At 30.8% G+C, this 21,690-nt stretch carries 17 protein-coding genes; all 17 read right to left on the bottom strand.

Annotated features, from left to right (window positions below):
* Nucleotides 1-199 precede the first annotated feature (199 nt).
* Nucleotides 200-937: a glycosyltransferase family 2 protein gene (locus NTZ27_11940; GenBank protein ID MCX6175455.1), complete on the bottom strand. Its 738-nt coding sequence runs from the start codon at nucleotides 935-937 to the stop codon at nucleotides 200-202.
* Nucleotides 938-958: 21 nt separating this feature from the next.
* On the bottom strand, nucleotides 959-2,086 hold the full coding sequence (locus NTZ27_11935; GenBank protein ID MCX6175454.1) for a glycosyltransferase family 4 protein: 1,128 nt from the start codon (nucleotides 2,084-2,086) through the stop codon (nucleotides 959-961).
* A complete protein-coding gene (locus NTZ27_11930) occupies nucleotides 2,083-2,889 on the bottom strand; it encodes a glycosyltransferase family 2 protein (protein MCX6175453.1) in 807 nt (268 codons plus the stop codon). The genes NTZ27_11935 and NTZ27_11930 overlap by 4 nt, the downstream gene beginning before the upstream one ends.
* A 288-nt stretch (nucleotides 2,890-3,177) precedes the next feature.
* Nucleotides 3,178-3,447 carry a type II toxin-antitoxin system YafQ family toxin gene (locus NTZ27_11925; GenBank protein MCX6175452.1) on the bottom strand — a complete coding sequence of 90 codons (270 nt, stop codon included), beginning with the start codon at nucleotides 3,445-3,447 and terminating at the stop codon, nucleotides 3,178-3,180.
* A complete protein-coding gene (locus tag NTZ27_11920) occupies nucleotides 3,447-3,710 on the bottom strand; it encodes a type II toxin-antitoxin system RelB/DinJ family antitoxin (GenBank protein MCX6175451.1) in 264 nt (87 codons plus the stop codon). The genes NTZ27_11925 and NTZ27_11920 overlap by 1 nt, the downstream gene beginning before the upstream one ends.
* A gap of 299 nt (nucleotides 3,711-4,009) precedes the next feature.
* Complete coding sequence (locus tag NTZ27_11915) at nucleotides 4,010-4,819, bottom strand: VanZ family protein (protein ID MCX6175450.1); 810 nt, start codon at nucleotides 4,817-4,819, stop codon at nucleotides 4,010-4,012.
* 167 nt (nucleotides 4,820-4,986) lie between these two features.
* Nucleotides 4,987-8,895, bottom strand: coding sequence for a hypothetical protein (locus tag NTZ27_11910; GenBank protein ID MCX6175449.1), 3,909 nt, complete (start codon nucleotides 8,893-8,895; stop codon nucleotides 4,987-4,989).
* A 283-nt stretch (nucleotides 8,896-9,178) separates the two neighbouring features.
* Nucleotides 9,179-10,015 (bottom strand): class I SAM-dependent methyltransferase, encoded by an 837-nt coding sequence (locus NTZ27_11905; GenBank protein MCX6175448.1) that lies wholly within the window; start codon nucleotides 10,013-10,015, stop codon nucleotides 9,179-9,181.
* Between the two features lie 372 nt (nucleotides 10,016-10,387).
* Nucleotides 10,388-12,034 (bottom strand): glycosyltransferase, encoded by a 1,647-nt coding sequence (locus NTZ27_11900; GenBank protein MCX6175447.1) that lies wholly within the window; start codon nucleotides 12,032-12,034, stop codon nucleotides 10,388-10,390.
* 111 nt (nucleotides 12,035-12,145) lie between these two features.
* On the bottom strand, nucleotides 12,146-12,892 hold the full coding sequence (locus NTZ27_11895; protein ID MCX6175446.1) for a hypothetical protein: 747 nt from the start codon (nucleotides 12,890-12,892) through the stop codon (nucleotides 12,146-12,148).
* A gap of 2,347 nt (nucleotides 12,893-15,239) precedes the next feature.
* The gene (locus NTZ27_11890) at nucleotides 15,240-15,977 is read right to left on the bottom strand and encodes an alpha-1,2-fucosyltransferase (protein MCX6175445.1); all 738 of its coding nucleotides are present in this window, start codon (nucleotides 15,975-15,977) and stop codon (nucleotides 15,240-15,242) included.
* A 216-nt stretch (nucleotides 15,978-16,193) separates the two neighbouring features.
* Nucleotides 16,194-16,844 carry a methyltransferase domain-containing protein gene (locus NTZ27_11885; GenBank protein MCX6175444.1) on the bottom strand — a complete coding sequence of 217 codons (651 nt, stop codon included), beginning with the start codon at nucleotides 16,842-16,844 and terminating at the stop codon, nucleotides 16,194-16,196.
* Nucleotides 16,845-16,994: 150 nt separating this feature from the next.
* A complete protein-coding gene (locus NTZ27_11880) occupies nucleotides 16,995-17,789 on the bottom strand; it encodes a DUF268 domain-containing protein (GenBank protein ID MCX6175443.1) in 795 nt (264 codons plus the stop codon).
* A gap of 74 nt (nucleotides 17,790-17,863) precedes the next feature.
* On the bottom strand, nucleotides 17,864-18,541 hold the full coding sequence (locus tag NTZ27_11875; GenBank protein MCX6175442.1) for a methyltransferase domain-containing protein: 678 nt from the start codon (nucleotides 18,539-18,541) through the stop codon (nucleotides 17,864-17,866).
* Nucleotides 18,542-18,554: 13 nt separating this feature from the next.
* Nucleotides 18,555-19,361, bottom strand: coding sequence for a glycosyltransferase (locus NTZ27_11870; GenBank protein MCX6175441.1), 807 nt, complete (start codon nucleotides 19,359-19,361; stop codon nucleotides 18,555-18,557).
* 61 nt (nucleotides 19,362-19,422) lie between these two features.
* Entirely contained in the window at nucleotides 19,423-20,346 is a 924-nt protein-coding gene (locus NTZ27_11865; GenBank protein ID MCX6175440.1) for an NAD-dependent epimerase/dehydratase family protein, read from the bottom strand.
* A gap of 90 nt (nucleotides 20,347-20,436) precedes the next feature.
* Nucleotides 20,437-21,618 carry a glycosyltransferase family 4 protein gene (locus NTZ27_11860; protein ID MCX6175439.1) on the bottom strand — a complete coding sequence of 394 codons (1,182 nt, stop codon included), beginning with the start codon at nucleotides 21,616-21,618 and terminating at the stop codon, nucleotides 20,437-20,439.
* Nucleotides 21,619-21,690 lie beyond the last annotated feature (72 nt).

The following is a 21,690-nucleotide window of genomic DNA, read 5'->3' as shown; positions in this document are numbered from 1 at the left end:
CCGTACCAATAGAATCTGAGATAAAATAAAATAATTTGGGGAAAAATGTAATTAATAAAAGTAAAAAGCCGATTATCAACCACAGAAATGAGTACTCTTCATTCAGTTTTCTTCTTCTAACCAATTCGACAATACTAATAAGAATAATGGCGCCGATAAATATCAATATCAAATTTAAACGGGTAGAAATAATTACCTCCTATGATTTTTTAATATTTTTTTTCCTCATCAAGATAATAAAAATTGACAGCAACATTTTGAATATATAATAAATTGGTTTAACCCCTTTGTGCTGAGATTCTCCGCCAATTCTTTTATTCATTTCGACCGGAATTTCACAAAAACGGAAGCCTGCACGGTGCAGTGTAAGCAGAAAATCGGCATCGGGATAATCAAAGTTAAATAGATCGTCAACCGAATAACTGAGGACCGCACGATTCATTCCACGAAAACCTGAAGTGGCATCAGTGAGTTTTTCACGAATTAAGACCGATATGACCCATGCAAAAAATTTATTACCGATAACTCTAACAATAGATCCATCATATTTTTTACCGTTTATAAATCTGGATCCGATTACTATATCAACCTGCTTTGTCTCCAGTTTTTGTATGAACTTCGGAAGATCATCAGGGTTGTGTTGGCCGTCGGCATCGATGGTTATAACATTTTCATAATTATCTTTGAGCGCATAAAGAAATCCCGTCTTCAAAGCATTCCCTACACCATGGTTGAAAGGAACAGATATAATATTCACTCCGGCATCTTCGCATATAGCCAAAGTTCTATCTGTCGAGCCGTCATTAATAACAATGAGATCAACTCTGTCCGATAGGTACTTCCTGCATCGGGAAATAACATTCTGAATCCTCTCCTCTTCATTATATGCAGGAATAATAATTAGTGTTTTTCCGATGTTTGAATTTTTTGATTCCAAAATTACAATCCAAGAATTTTTCTAATGTAAATGTAAAACTTCCTGATATACTTTGATATATTTATTTACAGATAATTCCCAATTAAATTCTTTTCTCGGCTCATTCTTGTATTTACCCGAAACCGAATTGATACATCCATTCAGTATTGCTTCACTTGAAGCTGGCTCTATAAGAATGTGTTTTCCGGAAATGACCTCCGGAATGGCGCCGACATTTGTAGCAATTACTATTTTATTCAACATACATGCTTCAAGAGTCGTAAATCCGAACCCTTCAGACAAAGAAGGAATTATGATGGCATCTGAGGAATTCAAATAATCCAACATCCGGGATCTTTCAAGAGAGGAATAAAATAATATACGTTTACGATCCAAATTTTCTATTTTATTAGTAATTCTTTTCCAAATTTTTTTATCACCAAAAGAAAGTATTAAAATAAAGATTGCATTCGGAATCCTATCCAGTACCTCCGGGATGGCATCTACGACATATTCCAGCCCTTTGGTCAATCCTGTCCTTCCAAAGGCAGCAAAAACAAATTTATCATCCGGGATATTCAGCTCTTTTCTTACTTCATGCTTAGTTTTTAATTTACACAAATCTATATCACTCTTTCCATTTGTAATCACAGTTATTTTACTTTCCGTTACCCCCGCTTCAATCAGGCGTTTCTTAGTATAATTTGAAACTGCAATAAATTGGTCGAATGAAAGCGAAGCGAATATTTTTTCAGATACTCTAAAGAAATATGCACTTATAATATTAGATGCAAATTTGTTCCATTCCCTTCCCATGAATTCATGAATAGTAACAACGCATGACTTCCTTAATAATTTTGCGGCGATGAAAGTTTGAAGAACACCTCCATAACTAGTTCCATGCAAAATGTCAGCATCCTTACACTTCTTAATGATTGCAAAAAATGATAAGATCAAGAACCAGAATCTCTGCAAAGCTCGTGGCGTTTTTATTCTCAGTATAGCAGATTTGGGAATTTTCGAATTAAAAGAAAAATTTTCCCTTGCCTGCGAAGTAATGACAAATACATCAATATTATTTTCGGCAGCTCCTTCTACTATTTTTTGGATCGCAATCTCTGCGCCTCCGATATTAGGAGGATAAGAATCGGTTATATAACATATTCTCATTCTTTAATATCCTTAGCAAGTTTTCTGTTTTTAAGTTTCCAGTAAGTTATATACAGAGGTTTTAGAATGCTGCTTTTTAACAATCTACCGGCCCAATCTTTAATAGAAACGTATAAGTAAATTATCCAGACATTCCAGATATTGAAATATTTTTTTCTGGCAGACATAGTTTCTCTTAAAGCCAATCTCTTATTTTTATAAGAAATGCCATCAAGTCTTCTGTTTGATACAACATCGTTTAGCATGTAATATTTTGCGTTGTTCATTTTCATTCTTAAAAGCAGCTCATAATCCATCGCGTATTTAAAATGAGTATTGAATAATCCGAATTTTTCATAAACAGATTTTTTGATAAAAACACCGGTATGGTGAATCGAAGTTTCATGATCAAGGTTTTGGAGATCGGGATGCGATACAATTACTTCTTTCCCCTTTTCCCAGAATCTGACTGCCCCGCAAATTAGATCCGGATTATCAGATGTAAATATTTTGACAATTTTCTTAATTGCCTCAGGTTCAAGCCAATCATCGGAATTTAAAAGCCCAATGATCTCACCGCGAGCAAGTTTAATTCCTTTATTAAATGCATCGCTTATTCCGTTGTCAGGTTCGCTAGTCCAAAAAGTGATTTCTTTTTCGTGCCTTTTAATTATTTCTATAGTTCTATCAGTAGAATAACCGTCAATAATTATGTACTCATAATTTCGATAAGATTGAGAAAGTACGCTATTGATTGCATTCTCTAAATACTTTTCGCCGTTTAATACTATAGTGATTATACTAACTAAAGGAGACTCGTTCATATCATTAGATATTATTAATTATCTCAAGTAAGATAAGATAGTTCATCTACACAAATTATTTACAGTCCTTTGCTCTACTCGCAATTACAATAACTTACGAAACCTTGACTTGGTTTTTGATTAAAGATATTTCAGTTTTTGTGAGAACATATAAGAAACAACCCAAACAGACCGAAAGGATTACCACATCCTTAAACTGTTCAGGTTTCTTCAAAATCATAAAATTGTATTTCATTATGGTAATTTTTCAGTTTTATAAAACTATAGCAGTTATATGCACTTAATCTTTTATTCAAATAATTCTGTATGTGGGCCAATATCCACTAGTATCAATTCATCATTTTTTATGTAATAAATTAGAAGAAGGTCGGAAGCTAAATGACACTCACGGCAATCTTTGTAATTTCCCTTTAGTGGGTGATCTCTGAAAGATTTCTCTATCGGGTTGCTCTTTCTCAGTTCGAGAACAATTGTTTTCACGTTTGATAAGTCTTTACCTGAACGTTCAACTTTAGTATAATTCTTCTTAAACCTGTGAGTAAAGCGAACTATGAGCATTACTTATTCAAATCCTCAAATAGTTCATCAACATTTTTATATTTTTTAGATAAATTATTTCCTTGCCGTGCGTCTTCAATTGCAGCTCGTGTTTCAGCATTCGGTATTCTTAAATCAAAAGGTATTCCTCTAGCTAATACAGAATGGTGATAGAATAATCTTATTGCTTCGCTTTCTGATAACCCGACTTTAGCAAAGATTTTTTTTGCGTTTATTTTTGTTTTTTCATCTATTCTGGAATGTAAAGTTGCTGTTTTTCCCATAATCACACCTAATATTTTTAATCTCTACTTAAATGTAGCACGATTGTTACACAGTGTCAAGAAATATTTTGTTAATTAAATTCTCATTCATATTGGACCCGAAACGGGGTGCACTTCAAATATACTTTTTACGAACATAAAAGTGGATCACTTAATGGGGGCAGGTCAAGATGGAAGTAGCTTTTGAGGGGAGAATGAATGATTTGAAAGTCGATCATTCTATGTAAAACATTAAATTGTCTTAATAGAATTCTTGATACTTTATAAAATCTAAAACCTATTCTTTAACTTTAACAACATTATTTGAAGAACTTTTTTTTCTTATCAAAAATTTCAATGACACTACTGTAAAACCTATTATCAAATGTTCCGAATAAGGCTCCATATAAAATCATAAACAATATTCCTAGAATTGGATCCAAAATGAAAAAATATCCGGCACCTTTATCATCTTCAACCCAATTGCCATATTTTCCCGGTTTTCTCTCCAAATAAAAAACTGTTTTTCCTTCCTTAACTGTAAATCCACCGGGTTCGATCTCCTTTGAAGTACGGAAATAAATTCGAGCATTCAAAAGGGTAAATAAAATAGTCAAAGCTATAAGTGACATAATTATTTTTTTCATCGAAAAACTTATTTTATATACACTCTCCACTATGACAGGTTCTTTGATAAATCCATAATACATCATAATCCCTATTGCAGCACCTATTTGATTTAATAAAAAATCGTTAAAATCGAGATAGTCTGAAGACTTCTTTGTAAGGTATAAATACTGGTATGCCTCATCTATTATACCTAGAAGAGTTACTATTAATAATATCCTTATGACAAAAAATTTATCTTTCTTAGGATCAAGTGAGAGTGCTAAAAGTATTGACAAGATTGCATACTGCGGGTAGTGAACTATCTCAATCGGAGCGGTTATTAAGTATCTATATGATAATATTATTGAGATAAATACAAACAGCCAATAGAGAAGTGTTGCGGTTTTTCTGGTCCCTTTTATAAATCGATAGACGACAAAAATTACAAGAATTATTACAAGGAAAGCTGCAAACTCGTAAACATAATCCCTCGGAAGGAATCTCCCATAAGGGGTTTCCATCCAATCGGTAAGGATTTCCGTAACAATTACATGATATTGGCTACAGAAGGCCCAATAAATAATTGCGATAATAAAAATCAGCGGTTTAGAAAATTTTATTTTCACTTAATCAATGATCGTTTTAAAAGTATTAATGAATATTTCTCACAATAAATAAAATTGATTGTTCATTGCTGCATATAATTGATGCTAAACACTCTAAAATTAAGCATGCGAGGATCCCCCGGTACATTAATATTTTTAGATGAAGGAACAAGTTTTATTACATTATTCCCATCTTTTAAGTTGTTCTTATAGTTCTTTAGATTTATTTCGAAAATCTTTCTAGTCAGAAGCTTATTTTCATTTATTAATTTATCATTTAGGTAAATGTCGAGCTTTAGCGACTCTCCACCGCAACTTGGACCAGGCTCCAGATCAAGTTTTAATGTTCCTAAATTATTATCGGAATTTTTAAATATAATCTCAGCAGGTTTTCCTCCAACCCATTGGAAAGATTCGCCATAATAAGTTTCAAACGGATACCAACCATTACCAAGGCTTATCTTATCAAAATTCATTTTATCAACTATTGTTTTTTGTTGGGGTACCGCTTCCTTGAGGGAAATATTAAATACTCTAAAGTTCAACACTCTTGGATCGGAGGCAATCTTCGCATTTTCTGTTTCTGCTACCAGTTTTAAGATTATTTGCTCTTTATTATCCTTGTATATTTCTTCAGGTAATTGCAATTCAATATTTTTTCTGCCCGAAACAACCTCTTCTTTAATCAATTGGTTTTTATGGTAAATTTTTAATTTGAGAGGTTTACCACCGCAGCCCGGTCCCGCTTCAAGATCTAGCTGTATAATATTATGTTTCTTATCAATGTTATCTAATACAATTTCTGCCGGCTCTTTTCCTGCCCAGCGCATAGGATGACCATCTGAAGTCTCCAGACGATCCCAGCCTAATCCAAGTGAGCACCGATTTGTATCTGAATTGCTTATAATATCATTAGGTTCTGGTACCTGTATAAACTTGCTTAGATAATTCATACTCGGAGAAAGTGATTTAAAATTTAATTGCTTTTTCATAAAAGATGAATACTCATCTATCTGGGATGTTAATTCCGCATTGGTAAGCAAATAATTCAAAAATCTTTCATCTAAGGGAAGTAATGATTTTCCAATTAAACCTTCTCCGGTAAATTTGAGTCGAATCTGATTGTTACTAATTTTAAATTGATCTAAGGGGAGATCAATTAGAGTGTTGGGATAAGAAATGTGAAATTTTTTATTAAACCCAGCCAAATCACTAATTTTCAAATCAAATTCTGCATAATTAATACTCGGTCCTGGGGAAAAAAGCAATCGCAAATACTTCGCATTCTTAGAAATATTCTGAATATATAAACTAAAATCATTGTCATTCATCGAAAATCTTACTCGTGTTGGAAGCTCGAATTGTGAGGGCACTTGAATTATTCTATCTTTAATAGGGCTAAAAACTAATTCAATATCATACAATCTCTCGTGAGAATTAAATGCTCCAGAGTACCAAAAACTAGGTCGCCCTGCTACTTCAATTATTTTCTCATTCTTATTGCTAATAGTATTTGTGAAATACTCATCGAAGGGTGAATAAAACACAAACCTTAAAATAAGTTCTGTTTCTTCTGGATATTCACAAACTTGAATACCCAAATCATTGAGTTTTTCCTTTAAAAACAAATATTCCGGTTCTTCGCGAGGAAAATCTAAAAATACTTTTTTACCATGTTCCGAAATGAATTTAATGATCGGGACATAATTATCCTTGCCAGACCAATATTCATTTACCTTTCGATTGTTCGTCGGCAATAGCTTAATACAAAAATAGGAGTTGGAGAAACATTCCGATTGATCAAAATTTTCTGCGTACATTGTACCACTTCTAGTTAGCGTTATATTTGCAGCGGCTCCCCTTATTTGAATAAAGTAACGTGATTTCGCCGGATCAGAACAAAGATTAATTTGCTGTTGCTTAAACGTACTGAAGAAAAGATAATAAATATCAGGTTGTGTAATATCTAAAAAGGTTTCCTTCTCTAATTTATTTTTTTTTATATACTGTAAAATCCCATGTATTTCATCTTTCATGTTTTCGTATAATACACTTTGCGCGTTCCCTATCCAGTTGATATTTATATCGTCTGAAAAATTTGGCTCATAGGCAGTTGTAATAGTCATGATATTTTTGTGGGGATTTTTACTAATACTTAGCAATCCATTATCGAAAAGAACCTTTATTGTATCGACTGAATTGTAAAGAGGAACATTAATATTTCTTAGATTTATTATATACTCCGATTCATTTCGATTGCGGCACAGTTGGATTTTCCGTTCCCAGAATATGGCCTGAAAAGCAAGACGATTCACTTCGTTAGGAATATCCAAATAGGATTTTGAAATGATCTCGGGTGATGTATTCTTAAAAAAATCTGTTATTTTTTCTTTGTTATGATAAGGTCTCTCTAATAGATCCATTCCAAGTAAAACGTTCCATAAAACATTTAATAGAGCTAATATCGTGAAGAGCACAAATATAAATTTTCTTTTCCACAATTTGAGCGTGGGGGGATATTCGGATAACCAGATGAATAAAACAATTACAATTATGAATTGGTGTACATAGAGAAATTTGTAGAAATAATAGGGGCTGCCCCAAAAAAATCGCATTACAATCAGAAAGGGGACAAATAGCATTATATAAAGGAATAAAAACAATTTATTTTTTGATTTTATCAGCTTAAAGGCTGCAATCAAAACTATTAAAGAAAGACTAATACCGAATATCAAGGCAGTATTATTTATAAAATTGTTCGTAATAAAAAGAGGCAGGATTGAAGTCGTCCCGACTGATCCAGGGGGGTAAATCCCCCAAAATATCATTATCATTTCTTTGAAAAGAGAAATTTTCCAACTGACACCTGTCCTCATTACTGCAAGAATTCTAATCTCTTCAGTCCTATCCCATAACCAAAAAGCTGAAACGATCAAACCAATAATAATAAGTAATGTTAAGGTGAGAGCTTTTAAAATACTAATGTCCTTAATTTTCGTTTTGATTTTCCCCTCGGAATTGATTCCTAAGAATTTTTGAATCTTACTCCAAAAATCTCTTGGCCCAAGAATTCGCTCCTGGATAAAAGTGAATACTAATGGGATGAGTAAAAGATTAATTGGTCCCGGATAAGTATTATCAATGAAATAGTATATTAAACCCAGCAATAAAATCCATAGCCAGCTTATAGATTTTCTTATCCAAAGCAGGGATATTCCAAGAAAAACCGGAATAACAGAGACATACATTATAGACCCAATATGACCGGTCATGAATGTTGAAAAATAAAAACTCGCTGAAACACTCCAGAAAGTTATCCACAATGCTACTGATTTTTTTATTTCAAAAACGTTCTTAGAAAGCCAAAAAACTCCGATAGAAGTTAATAGTAAACAAAATATTTCTTGAAGAACAAATCCATCTAGCCCACCAAGACCAATAAGGGTTCGCCAAAATGCCTGGCTGCAATATTGATATTTAATTACTGCAGTATAAAATACCGAACCGGCTAGATCATTAAAAATATATTTTGTGGGAACATTGTTGTAGTATAAGTCTCCGCCGTAAACTCCGTCAAAATAATCCTCATTTCCTGAATGGTAATAATGACCCTCTCCAATAATTATGTATTGCCAAGAAGAAAGAATGAATATTGAAAAAAGAATTAACAAAATTCCTTTATCAAATTTCTTCCATGTGGATCTGAAATCGGAGAATACTGTACTTAAGTTCTTACGTTCCTTAAAAATATATAAGAAATTAATTATTGAGACAGTGAATGTTGTGAGTAGAACACTAAGGGTGGAATTTGAGAGAAGCTTATAAAAATGAAAAAATAAGACTTGTGACAATACGTATCCAGCAATCGGAATAACTAACCAAATTTCTTTTCTCTTAGCTATTTTCATAGAAAGGGAAAAAAATCCGACAAAACCAAACCCGGCAAATATGGAATAAAAAAGCATTGCAACTAAATGAAAAACAATAAGCATATGAACCTTCAGATAAATTTATATTTGTAAATGTTATTTAGTTTTAAATCATATAGGGAATAGTTCAAAATACCCCCAGCTATGATCTGTAATTAACATTACCAATTTAGTAATATCTTTAAAAAATGACTTTTCGGACTCATCAAAAACGACTATTTATATTACCAAACCGAAAACAATAAGAATTAAAAGAAAAATTTTAGAGTTAAGGAAAAACAAAATTAATTACATAATAAACCAACAATTATCTATTAGGGATTATCAGAAAGTGTTTCTTAATAAATCATGACTTTTTCCCTGTACTATTGGGCGACACACAATTTGACAAAAAAAGTACTTGTGAAATTTCTTTATTAAATAATGTGGACATTAAGTTGAGAAATGCTACCATAATTATCAGGATCTTCGGCGATAAATCAATAGATTTTAAGGGGTAGTTCTTTTTTAATAATTTTTCAATTTTAAATCCATTAGCTTGGCAAAGATATTTTAACGACTTTTCCGAAAAATGGTTTAAATGATGAACATCGTATAATCTTTTGAAAAGGGTTTCAATACCCAAGTACTTCAGATATTTTGCTAAACCATAGATTAAACTACTACTATCAATTGTATTAATTATTAAGATTGTGTTTGGTGTGCTTAGGTCGCGAATTTTCTTAAAAAATTGCTGAACATTATCAATGTGTTCAATTGTCATTACTGTTACAATAACTTCGTATTTTTGATTACAGATAAAATCTTCAATTTTTTCATTATAAAAAGTAATACCAGGTATTTTGTTATCATATAAATCAAGTCCAAACAGATTAGTAAATCCTTTTAATTTTAGATACCTCAATAAATTACCATTACCACATCCAACATCAAGTATTCTAACATCATAAGAGCATCTTGCAGTTATATGGTCTACTATAAAATCAAAAAGTTTTGTGTCTGGATGAGCAAACCAATTTTTATGTTTTTCATTAAAATATTCTTTTGTATAGATATCATCAGAAATTATAGGGTGCAAGGAATAATAATGGCCACAATTAGCGCATTTATAAATTGTGATATTATTGAGACCATATTTACTTTGGGTAGTAGAATTACAAACTTTGCATAGAAGACTTTCCAAATTGGTATCCTATAGTATATTTATAATAGTTTTTACGTTATTTTGATTTTAATACCAAACCACTAAAATTTATTGCTTGATAATGAATACCATCTCCCAGATATTCTCCTATTATGCAAGTGCAATTAAAAATACACCTTAAAAATGATATTACCCAAAAACCTATTGAGCGACTAATTTTTAATTTAGGACTAATTCACCTTTTAATTGGTCAACCGCGAAAAAAGCATTCTGAACTTTTGATTTGAAAAAAACCGGCTCCAATAATTTAAAAATGTCTAATTCAAAATTTTATAAAATAAGTCAAAAAAAATTTTTCAGTTTACGCATCCACTTTCTTAAATTAAATGCTGTTGTAGCTAACAGAACAAGTTATTCATTTAGATTAGTGGTTTTGTCAATAATATATAAAGGTCTACCCTTAACTTCTTGATATATCTTGCCAATATATATTCCAATAATGCCAATGGACAAAAGCTGCATTCCGCCAAGAAACAACACTATGACCACAAGTGAAGTCCATCCAGAAATAGCGAAAGAGGGATCTATTATTTTCGAAATTACTAGGCGTATTGCATATAAAAATCCAATTCCTGCAATTAAAAATCCTAACAAACTGGCAAAGTATAAAGGCTTGTCAGTAAATGATGTTAGCCCTTGTAGTGCAAAATTAATATATTTTTTAAATGAAAAAGTAGACTTACCAGCATATCTTTTATCTCGCTCATAAGTACAACCGATCTGAGAAAAGCCAACCCAGGCTACCATCCCTCGATAATAACGATTTCCTTCTCTCATCAATTTTAACTTATCAATCACCAACCTATCGATTAAGCGAAAGTCGCCAGTATCGTTTGGTATTTTAGTTTCACTTAATATATTAATGAGACGATAGTAAATCTTAGCTAATAACTTAAAAAATACATTAACGCCTTGTCTTTTAGGACGCACACCATAGACAACCTTGAATCCAGCACTCCACATTGCAATAAAATTAAGCATCACCTCGGGTGGATCTTCTAAATCATCATCAATAATGACAGCAACATCACCACGTGAAAAGTCAATGCCGGCAGTAATTGCAATCTGGTAACCAAAATTACGCGAGAAATTGATTAATTTGATATTATGATCAATTTCAGCTAGAGCTTGAAGTTTATTGTAAGTGTTATCGGTGCTAAAGTCATTGACAAAAATAATTTCATGATCAAATCTAGGTTCTAAAGTTTTAAGCACAACCTTAGTTCGTCTGTAGAATTCCTCTATACCATGTTCTTCGTTATATGTAGGCACTATAACCGATAAAAGCAACGGCTTATTAATTAAATGACGGAAATATTTGTTGATCGCTTTAAGTATATAGCCTTGCTTAAAGTTAATATTTAACTTAGTTATAATCTCTAGCGTTTCAGAAATATCAATCTTGTAACTTGTTCCTTTGTCTACTGCACTATACTTTGCATTATGACCAAAATAACTTTCCATACATTGGACTAGCTCAAGTATAGGAGTATTATATGGACTTGCGATATTAATAATTCGATTAGAATATATTTTTTTAGTGAGAATATAATCAACAATGAGATGCACGTCATCAATATCAATTAGATTTTTTTCGACATTCCGCCAAAGATCAAAACTCCTACCTTCAACAATAGCATCCACCAGGTAGTTGACTAAGCTTGTTTTTTCATTTGATAATCCAAACAATTGCGGTAACCTAAATATGTGGTATTCATTTGGAGAATTTTGAATCAACTTCTCCATACGAAACTTGTGCATTACATAAAGAGAATTAGCTTTGTTTGGATCAAGAATGCTGCATTGACTAAAATAAACAAAAACAGACGATTGATTGTTTAGTAATGCATTTTTAAGCCCCTCTTCCTCATTACGAATTGCTATTTCGTCACAAGTAGTCGAATCATGAACATTACCCACAAAAATCAGATAACGTGACTGCAAAGCGTAATCAATAAAACGATTTGCAATAATTCCATTACCAATAACCATACTCATATTATTGCTCCAAAATTATATAACAATTGTTACTTTTCAACTACAGCTAAGATCGAAACCCTAAAAGGTAGATGTATAAATCTAAATAAATACTATATGTCTTTCGAGAAATCACTTTTTTTTACCCGGCAAAATTGTTTCTTTCTTCAAAAAGTTTTTGACAACAAAATTTGCGATTGGCTGTTTAATTCTCTCATAAAAAGGTTTTGTGAAAACATTAATTTTATGGGAACGGTTTTCTTCAAATAATATTTTATTTACATTATCTTTACTTCCAAATTTAAATAATTGCGATCTACCTGATTTTATGTCATATTCATAATACCAAATCTTATTAATCTCTGTCTTTAACCAATCGTCATATATTAAAGTATCTTGGCAGACATCTATTTTTTTCTTGTCCAGCAATTCGGCGGTGAAAGGATCTTCTTTTCTGAAATATCCTTCACTCGTGATTGGAATTCCTCCCCCAATGTTACCTTTACTGTATATATTGATTGCCGAACCCCAATCCCAAGGTGATCCAAAAATTAGTTCATTATTGTAATTTTCTGTTAAGAATTTGGGAATATTGCCAACTATTATATCACCCTTAGTAAAGATTTTATTAGAAGACACTTTTTCGACACAGTCTTTTGTTATCTTCAATTGATATTGATAAGCTTTACCGCGATGATTAACCTGAATAATAAAACTTATCATTAAAAGAAAAATCAAAGGAAACATAAATAATAATCTTGATCTTGATAATCGGGATGCAATAATAGCGAGACTGATACTTAAAAGAATCCAAACTTCTAGGAGGTTCCTATTGTTATATCCCCCTATTTCAATTCGATTTTGAGCAACAGCAAACAACAGTCCATTCAAGAAAAAGATCATGAAAAATGATGCAATAAGAAATCCCGTTTTATAGTTCAAATCTAATCCTCTTCCATCTTGTTCGAAAAAAAATAAAAGAAGAAACAAAGTAACCAGGATTAGCACCGGGATAATAACCATTACATCATAAATAATCGGCGGCAGATAAAACACTGTAGAGATTAAAAATAATGGGAACTGAATAAGCAGCGTAAAAACATAATCGCCGACAAAAAATGGTAATAGTCGCAATGTGTTAATATTAATTTCTACCCGGGACATGTTTGCACCTCCGAGTAGGGGAGTTAGAATTTTCTGAAATAAAAGAATTACGACTCCGATAGTAAATAATGGGGTTCCATATTTCAGAAACTTTCTGAATATCGATTTGAAAGAAAAACTAGTGCCTGAGGTTAGAAGAGTTCCCATCAATATATTAAAGATTGATAAAAATCCGACCATATCATAAATTAGCCATCCGATGAATATTAAGAAATATGAGATAATAAAATATTTTTTTTTATCACGCTCAATCGACTTCAATATCAATAGTAATGAACAACTCCACATTATCATGGAGAAATTGAGGCCCAAAAACATTGGGGCGCTGAATATCCATGTATTAGCAATAACTGATAATGGTGTTATAAGAAGAAAAAAAAGAAAAAAAGTAAAACCAAACACCCTTTTTAATGTCTCACCTAAAATCACGATCCAAGAGAAATAGAGAATAAGATTTAAAATATTATATGGGATTGGATTTGATTGAAAAAATGAAGTTAATGAAAGGAATAGGGGAACTAATGGGCGGAATATCATGAATGGATACCATGATTGTAAAGTCGTTAAGTAGGTCTTATTGTTTATCCCTTTCAATACAGCAGCCCAATCATCATATGTAAATCCATTGTTTAAAATAAACGGAACGAAAATAATACAGTGAAACAAAATTATTAGAAATATAAATATAATTCTAAGCTCTCTTCTAATCATTTAGATTTCCATAAACTTTTTCTAATTTGCATAATTATGTACCTCATTTAAATTTGTATCTTAGAAATAGTGATATTCCAAAGCATGTTGGACAATTTAAGTGTTCCTTTGATTTGAATATCTTAAACCCAGCTCTTATTTTCTATGTTTTTCCGTCTATGATGTTCCAACATTAAACAATAACAAGATTTTTCCAACTGATGCTACTTCTTGTGATGGCATCGATCCTCATTGGACAACATGAATAACTATTAACATCATAATCTTTGATTTCTTATAAGTGAATGATATAAAAAAAGAAAAACCAAATAAAATTGTTGTAAAAATTATTACCCGTTTGTTTAAGTAATAGTTGGATTTTTTCTTTTTGACTTTTCAAATAATTGTATAAAGAAATAACTTAGAATATCCGAAAAAATTAACGTAATTCTAGCTAGAATTACAGCTAAAATAATAGGAGCCTTTTCATATCCATATAACGATATAAGAACTACGGAAACAGTTTCTTTTACACCTATACCTCCGGGGACGCCAGGTGTTAAAATTGCCGAATATCCCGCTATTCCCAGACAAATTGTAATATTAAAAAAATCAGAAGGATTTAGTTGTAAATTTAAAACTAAAAACGCCATTATGTAAAAAATTATACCGCTTAGCATAAAAGAGACAAATGATATAACAAATATCTTTAAGTATAGCAACGCAAACCGGAAATTGAAACATTTATTAAATAGCCAATTAAAATCTTTATAAATCTCAGATTTCCATAAACGTTTATTTTTATGCAGATATATCAAATATCCCGAGGATAACAAAAGCGAGCCAATTATAAAAAATAAACACAATAAAAATATCTTGGAATAATTGAGTTGGAAGTTTACATCTTTGGGAAATTGGGCCAAGCCACTCAATAATAATATCAAAATAATTAATGCTGTGATTGAGAGTCCAAGAAATATTTCAAGAAAACCACTTATTGTAATATTCATTTTCCCCAAGCCAACCTTATTCCCCAAATAGATTCTTGAAATATAAGGTATGATGTTCGATGGTATATACTTTGTGATATTAGATTTTATATATATGCTTAAAACTGCCGACAAAGTTATTTTATTATTATTTGTATACTCAAGAATCATATGAAAAATATAAACATTAACTAAAAGGAAAATGCATTTAATAAGACTGAAAATTAGAATATAAATAATTGTAAGAAAGATACCATTTACAAAAAAGACAGATAGATCATAACCGCTTAAAGTATTAATGATATAATAAAACGATATAGTGGCGATCAAAAAGGAAAAGAGATTAATTAATATTCTGGAGGATTTGAATTTCATTATGACCACTAAAGCAAATTAACGGATATTTTCTTCCAATTTGAAGGATGAATATCAACCGGATTGTATAAAGGATTTTTACACCACGGATTGGGAGTATACACTATTTTATTTTTTGCATCAGATAACCAGGCACCCCACCAGCTAAAACTGCTATTGGCAGTAATAAAATGTTTACATTGACTCATTAAATACAAGTCCAAATGGCTTTTTTCACTGTTATTAGAAATAATAGTATGGGGTTGTTTAATTTTAAAATTCTCATTTACCCACTTTATATTGTTAGAAAAAATATAAAAGTGGGGATTATTTACTTCCCTGAGAATACAATCAATTGCTATATAATAATATTCAATAGGGAGAATACCAATATTATTTCTAATTTTTTCATCGTAGAAATAATCGCCGTTTCTTATATGCACACAGACCGACTCAGAATTTGCAATAAGTTTTGCCAGTTCTGCATTTTGGACATCCAATTTATTTATTAAAGATATTTCCTTTCTTAAAATACCTTCTATGCTTTTAAAATATTTTTCGGACTGCCAATAACCCCAGAAGTATACATCTTTTAATGAAAGGAGGTAATTATCATCATACGATAACGACCTTTCCTTAAATATTGGCATCTTATAATAATTTTCTCCCCTTGATTGGATATATTCAAGAATTTCGCCGATGCTTTTGTAATTTTTTAATATAACTTTAATTATATCAGAATTTTTCGCTTTTTCATAATTTGTCAAAAATTTATCTAATTCGAATGAGCGGTCCGTGTTTTTAAATGCCGATAAGTCCAACAGTAATTTTGAATTATGAAATAATGAGAGCTTTTTCCCAAATGCATATTGGAACAGTTGATTGCCTAAACCTCCGCACAGTCGGATGATTATCATAACTTTATAATAACCAAAATAATAGTAATAGTTGTATGTCTTATTAAATAAATTTTATTCAAAATATTATTTCTTTCTTAATATATTTTTTAATCTCTGGAGGATAGTTGCTTTAAAACGAACTTCTTGTTCCGGATAAACTATTCTATTTATGTCATAAACTCGTTCAGATTTCAGTGTTGAAAACCATTCAAATCCTTGGAAAAAATATTTCTTAAACTCTTTTATTATATTTTTTCTCCCGGCTAAATTAGCCTTGTAAAAGAAGGTCTGAACGCCTAAAAAGTTATCTAAATTAGTTTCACATTTTGGCATCCAGCATAAAACCCCATTGTAAAATATTAGAAATGTTTTATGTACCCCGAAATTATAAATATAGTCATAATATATTGTTGGGAATTCAAGATAACCCTTTCTACCAACTCGAGTTATTTCAAAAACAAAAGTATCAACTTCCTCAACATGTTCAAGGACGTGGGAACAAATCACGTAATCGAATGTTTTGTTTTTGAAAGGGAAATTCTTCCCGTCGAAAAAAACAATTTGTTTATTTGTTTTTATCTTTCCTTTATCAGCTCGTTGAGATCTTGTTTCAATTTCATTTGAAAATTTTTTTTCTAATAAAATGTCTGATCTTTTGAATGGATCAGCACCCGGACCTACCTCTAGCACAAGATCATTTTTTTCTATATTTCTAATTTTTTGGGGAAAAAACATTTTTACTTAATTTTGAATTGATACACATTTGTTAAATTTAGTTTAAGATCATAACATTTTACAATTAAATAAATATCATTACTAAAATATAGAGAATGAAACCTCTAGATATTTCTATCTTTTCAATATGAATAATGTATTACTAAAGATTCATAAATTTTGAAGAACAAAGATAGGTTGAATAAAATCTTTTCCAAAATATGTTGGTTTATCGAGCAATTTATCTTTATAACCAAATGAATCTAGTAATTTCCATCCTTCTATAAGTAATGGTAGTCGCTTTCTTCCATATATGCGATGTTCATTCCAGACAAAAGTATCTTTACCAATTGGAACTGATAAAAATATTATTCCACGTTGCTTTAGAATTATTTTCATTTTACTCATCATAATTAAATCAGCATTGGGGTCCAAAGGATCTCCATATCTTCCAAGTCCATCATGTTCGAATGAGGAAATTGAGAATGCGCTATCAAACTGAATCTTATTAATATCATACTCGGTCGGTTTTATAGTAATTATAGATGGATGTTCTGATAATATTTCATTATACTCTATTACAGTACATTTTTTAGCACCAAATGCCAAGGAAATACTTTCACAATGTGGGGCTACTGATCCCATAACTACAGTGTTATGCTCCTTTATAGAATATTTTTTCAAAGCCATTATCAACCATTTTCCTGTTTTACCATAATAATTAATTGATCCATTTTTTACATCTTCAATTAAGGAATCTACCATAGCCTTGGTATATACTCTTGGAGTTTTATCGGAATAAAAATCATTTCGAAAACTATATTCTACATCAACTTCACCATTCATCGAATATTCGTTGAGCAATTCTTTGGGAATTTGAATTCCAGAATATTCTTGTCTTATTCCAAAATAATATCTAATTCGATTCTCAATTAAAAGAAAACTTTTTTTTAGAATTTTTTTCATGAGATACATTCTCTATGGATAATAAGGTTCCCTGCGGTTGAGATGTAGGAACTTATTATATAGCTATTAGAGTTTTATAGAATTTCTTTGTTTAATTTAATTTTACACTCAAAAAATAAATACGGCATAAACGAACTGCTGAAAACATTTAAGAACTTTGGTAACAATAAAAGAAACGGGTTTTTCGTTCTATATAAAACATATTTGAAATCAGTAATTATATAACCGTTATCTGTAATTAATTTGGTTAAGGTATGGTGACTAAAATAATAATAATGATCGGGATGAACACGTTCGATATTTAGAAATGCATCTGTAAATCTAAAAATGAAATTATGAACATTTAGAGTTGTAATTATTAATTTCGTCTGTGGATTTGTTTTCCGGATAAATTCATAAATCTTCTGAAGAGCAAGCCCGGCATTTGGTAGATGTTCAATAACTTCGGAGAATAAAATAATATCAAATTTATATTTAAGTAATTCAGTATGTTCTTGAAGATTGTATATATCACATGTATAAATGTCTTCAATTCCTTTGGATTTTAAAAAAATGATACTGGGCTCATCCAAATCAATTCCTACTATTTTCTTACACAATTCCGCAAGTTGTATGTGAAATAAGGACTTATCATGATATTTTTTTTCGGTAAATGGTGAGTCTGTAAATCCTAAATGAAGTACAACTTTATCTTTAACCAAATTTCTAATTATTCGTAATCTATCAACAACTTTATTTCTTGGCAATCTCACTAAAATCCTCCTTTTAGAAACCAATTAATCTAAGTTTTGTACCTATTTTCATCATAATCTTGGGTCCAAGAAGAATACATACGATTCTTTTTAAAGTGCCAATCAAAATATATTTTATATATTTTAATTTAAAATTTGCCCAAATTACTTTTAATCCATCAATTTGCAATCTACGATATTTATTATAAGTAAATCCTATTGGGTTAACTTCATATTCTAGAAGAGGTTCCTTCAAATTTGCTGCTTTATACCTTTTCAAGATTTTAAATAAAAACGCATAGTCTTGACAGACCTCGTATGGATACAGCCCTATTTCTTCAAGCACATTCGTGCGGAACATGATTGTTGGATGCATGAATGAAGAAAATACGTACATATTTTTTTTTATATCAGCATCTGCCTCTGGATATTTTCTTATGTATAAAAATTTTCCTTCCATATCAATCATCTTTGCATTTGATCCCACTAAACTTATTTTAGGATTTAAATCCAAAAAACTTTTTTGCTTTTTGAATCTATCCCAAGTACATTTATCGCCAACATCCAGTCTAGCGACATATTTATATGTCCCTTTAGATAGAATATATTCTAAACCTGTATTTAATGCATAAGATAGGCCTTTGTTAATATCATGAGTAATAAATTCTACAGAAAAAATATTGGAATATTTTTCTTTCAATCTTCTTTGTAATGGCTTTTCTGAACTTCCATCATCAACAATGATAACATCCACTTTTTCAGCCCCTGAGATGCTGGAAAGTGATTTTTCCAAACAGTCTGGATGATTAAAATAAGGGATTAATACAGCGATCTCAGACATTTTTCTGTTCCTTATAAAATACTTTTACCAACTAATAAAACAATATTTAATTCTTTGAAAATTAGTCACAACGATAAAAATTATTAAAGTATTTCCAAGACGATTCGATTCCTTCTCTCAGCGAAACGGTTGGTTCCCAACGAAGAATTTGTTTAGCTTTAGAAATATCAAGATAGATTGCAGGCACATCAAAATTTCTTGATGGTTGATATTTTATCTCAAAATTGATTTCAGTAATTTCTTTTAATATTTCAAGTATGTCTTTTATTGTGTATCCTAGTCCGCTCCCAAGATTAAAAATTTCAGAATTTTGATTTAATGCTGCAGAATATATTCCTGCGGAAAGATCTTTAACCCAGACATAGTCTCTGATAACTTTTCCATCTCCCCAAATTTGTACAGGCTTTTTATCTATTATATTTTTGATAAGTACACTTATAATACCCTGATTGTTTGCTGGATTTTGTCGTTCGCCATAAGCATTTGCTGGTCTGATAATTGAGTAGTTAATGCCGTATAAATAATTATATAATATTATATATTTCTCAATTGTCTGTTTTGTGATTCCATATGAACAGAGGGGATTTGCAATGCAATTTTCATCTATCGGTAATACTTTAGGAATACCATATACAACACCTCCACTGGAAAGAAAGACTATTTTCGGGATTTTTAATCGCACACATTCATTTAATAGATGTAATGTTTCCAATACATTCGAAGAAACATCAAATATCGGATCTTCATTTGAGGTTTTCGGAAGTGTTGTGCTTATAAGATGGAAGACAACATCAATGTTTTTTAATGCATTTGATAATTCTTGTCTATTCCCAAAGTCCGCGTAAATATATTTTACTCCTTTTAAGGATTCACGGAAAAATTCTTTATTCCGATCAAATACGGTTACATCATGTTTTTCTTTTAATAGTTTATCCACTAAATGAGAACCTATAAAACCATTTCCTCCTAAGACTAATGTATTCATAATAATTCCGTTCTTATCTATATTCCCGTTATTCTAACTAGTTATATTTTTCAAAAAAAATGTTTGTAAAGAAGTCTCTGATCTTTCTTTTCAAAGGGACATATATAATGATTTAAACTTTATTGCAACTGATTCCCACGTGTAATTATTAATTGCATGTTTGTAACCATTTTCAATAAGCATTTTCCTTAACATTTCATCTTTCATTAAACTTTTAACAGCATTCATCAATTCTTCAGGTTGTTTCGTGTTTATTAAAATACCCGTCTCTTGATGAAGTATTATTTCACCAACCCCTCCGACATTAGTTGCAATAACCGGGCACCTTAATAATAGTGCTTCAATAAAAACAAGACCAAATCCTTCACTAAGTGATGTGGAAACAAGAACTTGTGCTTTGTTATACAGTTCCACAAGTCTTTCGCGCTTTACCTGTCCCAAAAATCTTACTTTATTACTAAGTTCTAGTGAATTTACTAATTCTTTCAATTTATCTAATTCATTACCTGTGCCTACTATATATAAAAATAAATCAGAGTATCCTTCACTAAGTCCTTTAAAGCTTCTAATAAGAGTCTCTAAATCCTTTCCTTCAGAAAGTCTTCCTACAGATAGTATATATTTTTCATCTACATTGATGTTTTTAAGATTTTGTTCTCCCTTTTTTCCGAAAAGATTCCTATTCGTTCCCATAGGAATAACGTGAATTTTGGATTCTATGTCAGCTACTTCAATAATTTTCATCTTTAAATAGTCACTGACTGGGTTAATACATTCACACTTTTTTAAAGTAAATTTAATAAGTTGTCGTAAAAAAAAATTATTCAACAATTCCAGATCGGTTCCATGCGATGTAATTAGAATTTTGAATTTTTGCTTAGAAAAAAATCTTGCCAGTACAGCTACAAAACCTTGAGGAAAAATCCAGTGAGCGTGAACAATATTGATTTTTTTTTGATTGACAATTTTTATTAAACTTATAAACGAGGAAATAAAAAATAGTGGTAAAACAAAATAGTAGGATTTATTCTTCTTTAAATTCTGGATAATTGAATCGTTACAAACGAGAATTTGTTTATTTTTGAAAAAATATTTATATCGAATAATTTCGTAATTATCGATGGATTCATGATTCTTTGTTGTGGGAGTGTCGGGGGTTAATACGAAAAATTCAAAGGAAGAAGAAAGTTCCTCGATAAGCTCACGAATAAAATTCCCACCATAATCTTGTTCGTCTAAAGGAAATGAAGAAGTAAACTGCAAAATTCTCATCTATTAATTTTTTCCTTCTTCTAGAGAAATTTCAAAACAATTAAGTATCAAATAATATCGATTAGTATAGCA

The sequence above is a fragment of the Ignavibacteriales bacterium genome, from assembly GCA_026390775.1.
Classification (GTDB): domain Bacteria; phylum Bacteroidota; class Ignavibacteria; order Ignavibacteriales; family Melioribacteraceae; genus Fen-1258.
The sequence above is the reverse complement of the archived record's forward strand: the minus strand, read 5'-3'. Positions and strand labels throughout refer to the sequence as shown.

Bases quoted from the DNA above. Each gene is read 5' to 3' on its own strand.
- NTZ27_11935 (MCX6175454.1), bottom strand. From the start codon at position 2,086: ATGAGAATATGTTATATAACCGATTCTTATCCTCCTAATATCGGAGGC.
- NTZ27_11930 (MCX6175453.1), bottom strand. From the start codon at position 2,889: ATGAACGAGTCTCCTTTAGTTAGTATAATCACTATAGTATTAAACGGC.
- NTZ27_11925 (MCX6175452.1), bottom strand. From the start codon at position 3,447: ATGCTCATAGTTCGCTTTACTCACAGGTTTAAGAAGAATTATACTAAA.
- NTZ27_11920 (MCX6175451.1), bottom strand. From the start codon at position 3,710: ATGGGAAAAACAGCAACTTTACATTCCAGAATAGATGAAAAAACAAAA.
- NTZ27_11915 (MCX6175450.1), bottom strand. From the start codon at position 4,819: ATGGAAACCCCTTATGGGAGATTCCTTCCGAGGGATTATGTTTACGAG.
- NTZ27_11910 (MCX6175449.1), bottom strand. From the start codon at position 8,895: ATGCTTATTGTTTTTCATTTAGTTGCAATGCTTTTTTATTCCATATTT.
- NTZ27_11900 (MCX6175447.1), bottom strand. From the start codon at position 12,034: ATGAGTATGGTTATTGGTAATGGAATTATTGCAAATCGTTTTATTGAT.
- NTZ27_11885 (MCX6175444.1), bottom strand. From the start codon at position 16,844: ATGTTTTTTCCCCAAAAAATTAGAAATATAGAAAAAAATGATCTTGTG.
- NTZ27_11880 (MCX6175443.1), bottom strand. From the start codon at position 17,789: ATGAAAAAAATTCTAAAAAAAAGTTTTCTTTTAATTGAGAATCGAATT.
- NTZ27_11870 (MCX6175441.1), bottom strand. From the start codon at position 19,361: ATGTCTGAGATCGCTGTATTAATCCCTTATTTTAATCATCCAGACTGT.
- NTZ27_11865 (MCX6175440.1), bottom strand. From the start codon at position 20,346: ATGAATACATTAGTCTTAGGAGGAAATGGTTTTATAGGTTCTCATTTA.
- NTZ27_11860 (MCX6175439.1), bottom strand. From the start codon at position 21,618: ATGAGAATTTTGCAGTTTACTTCTTCATTTCCTTTAGACGAACAAGAT.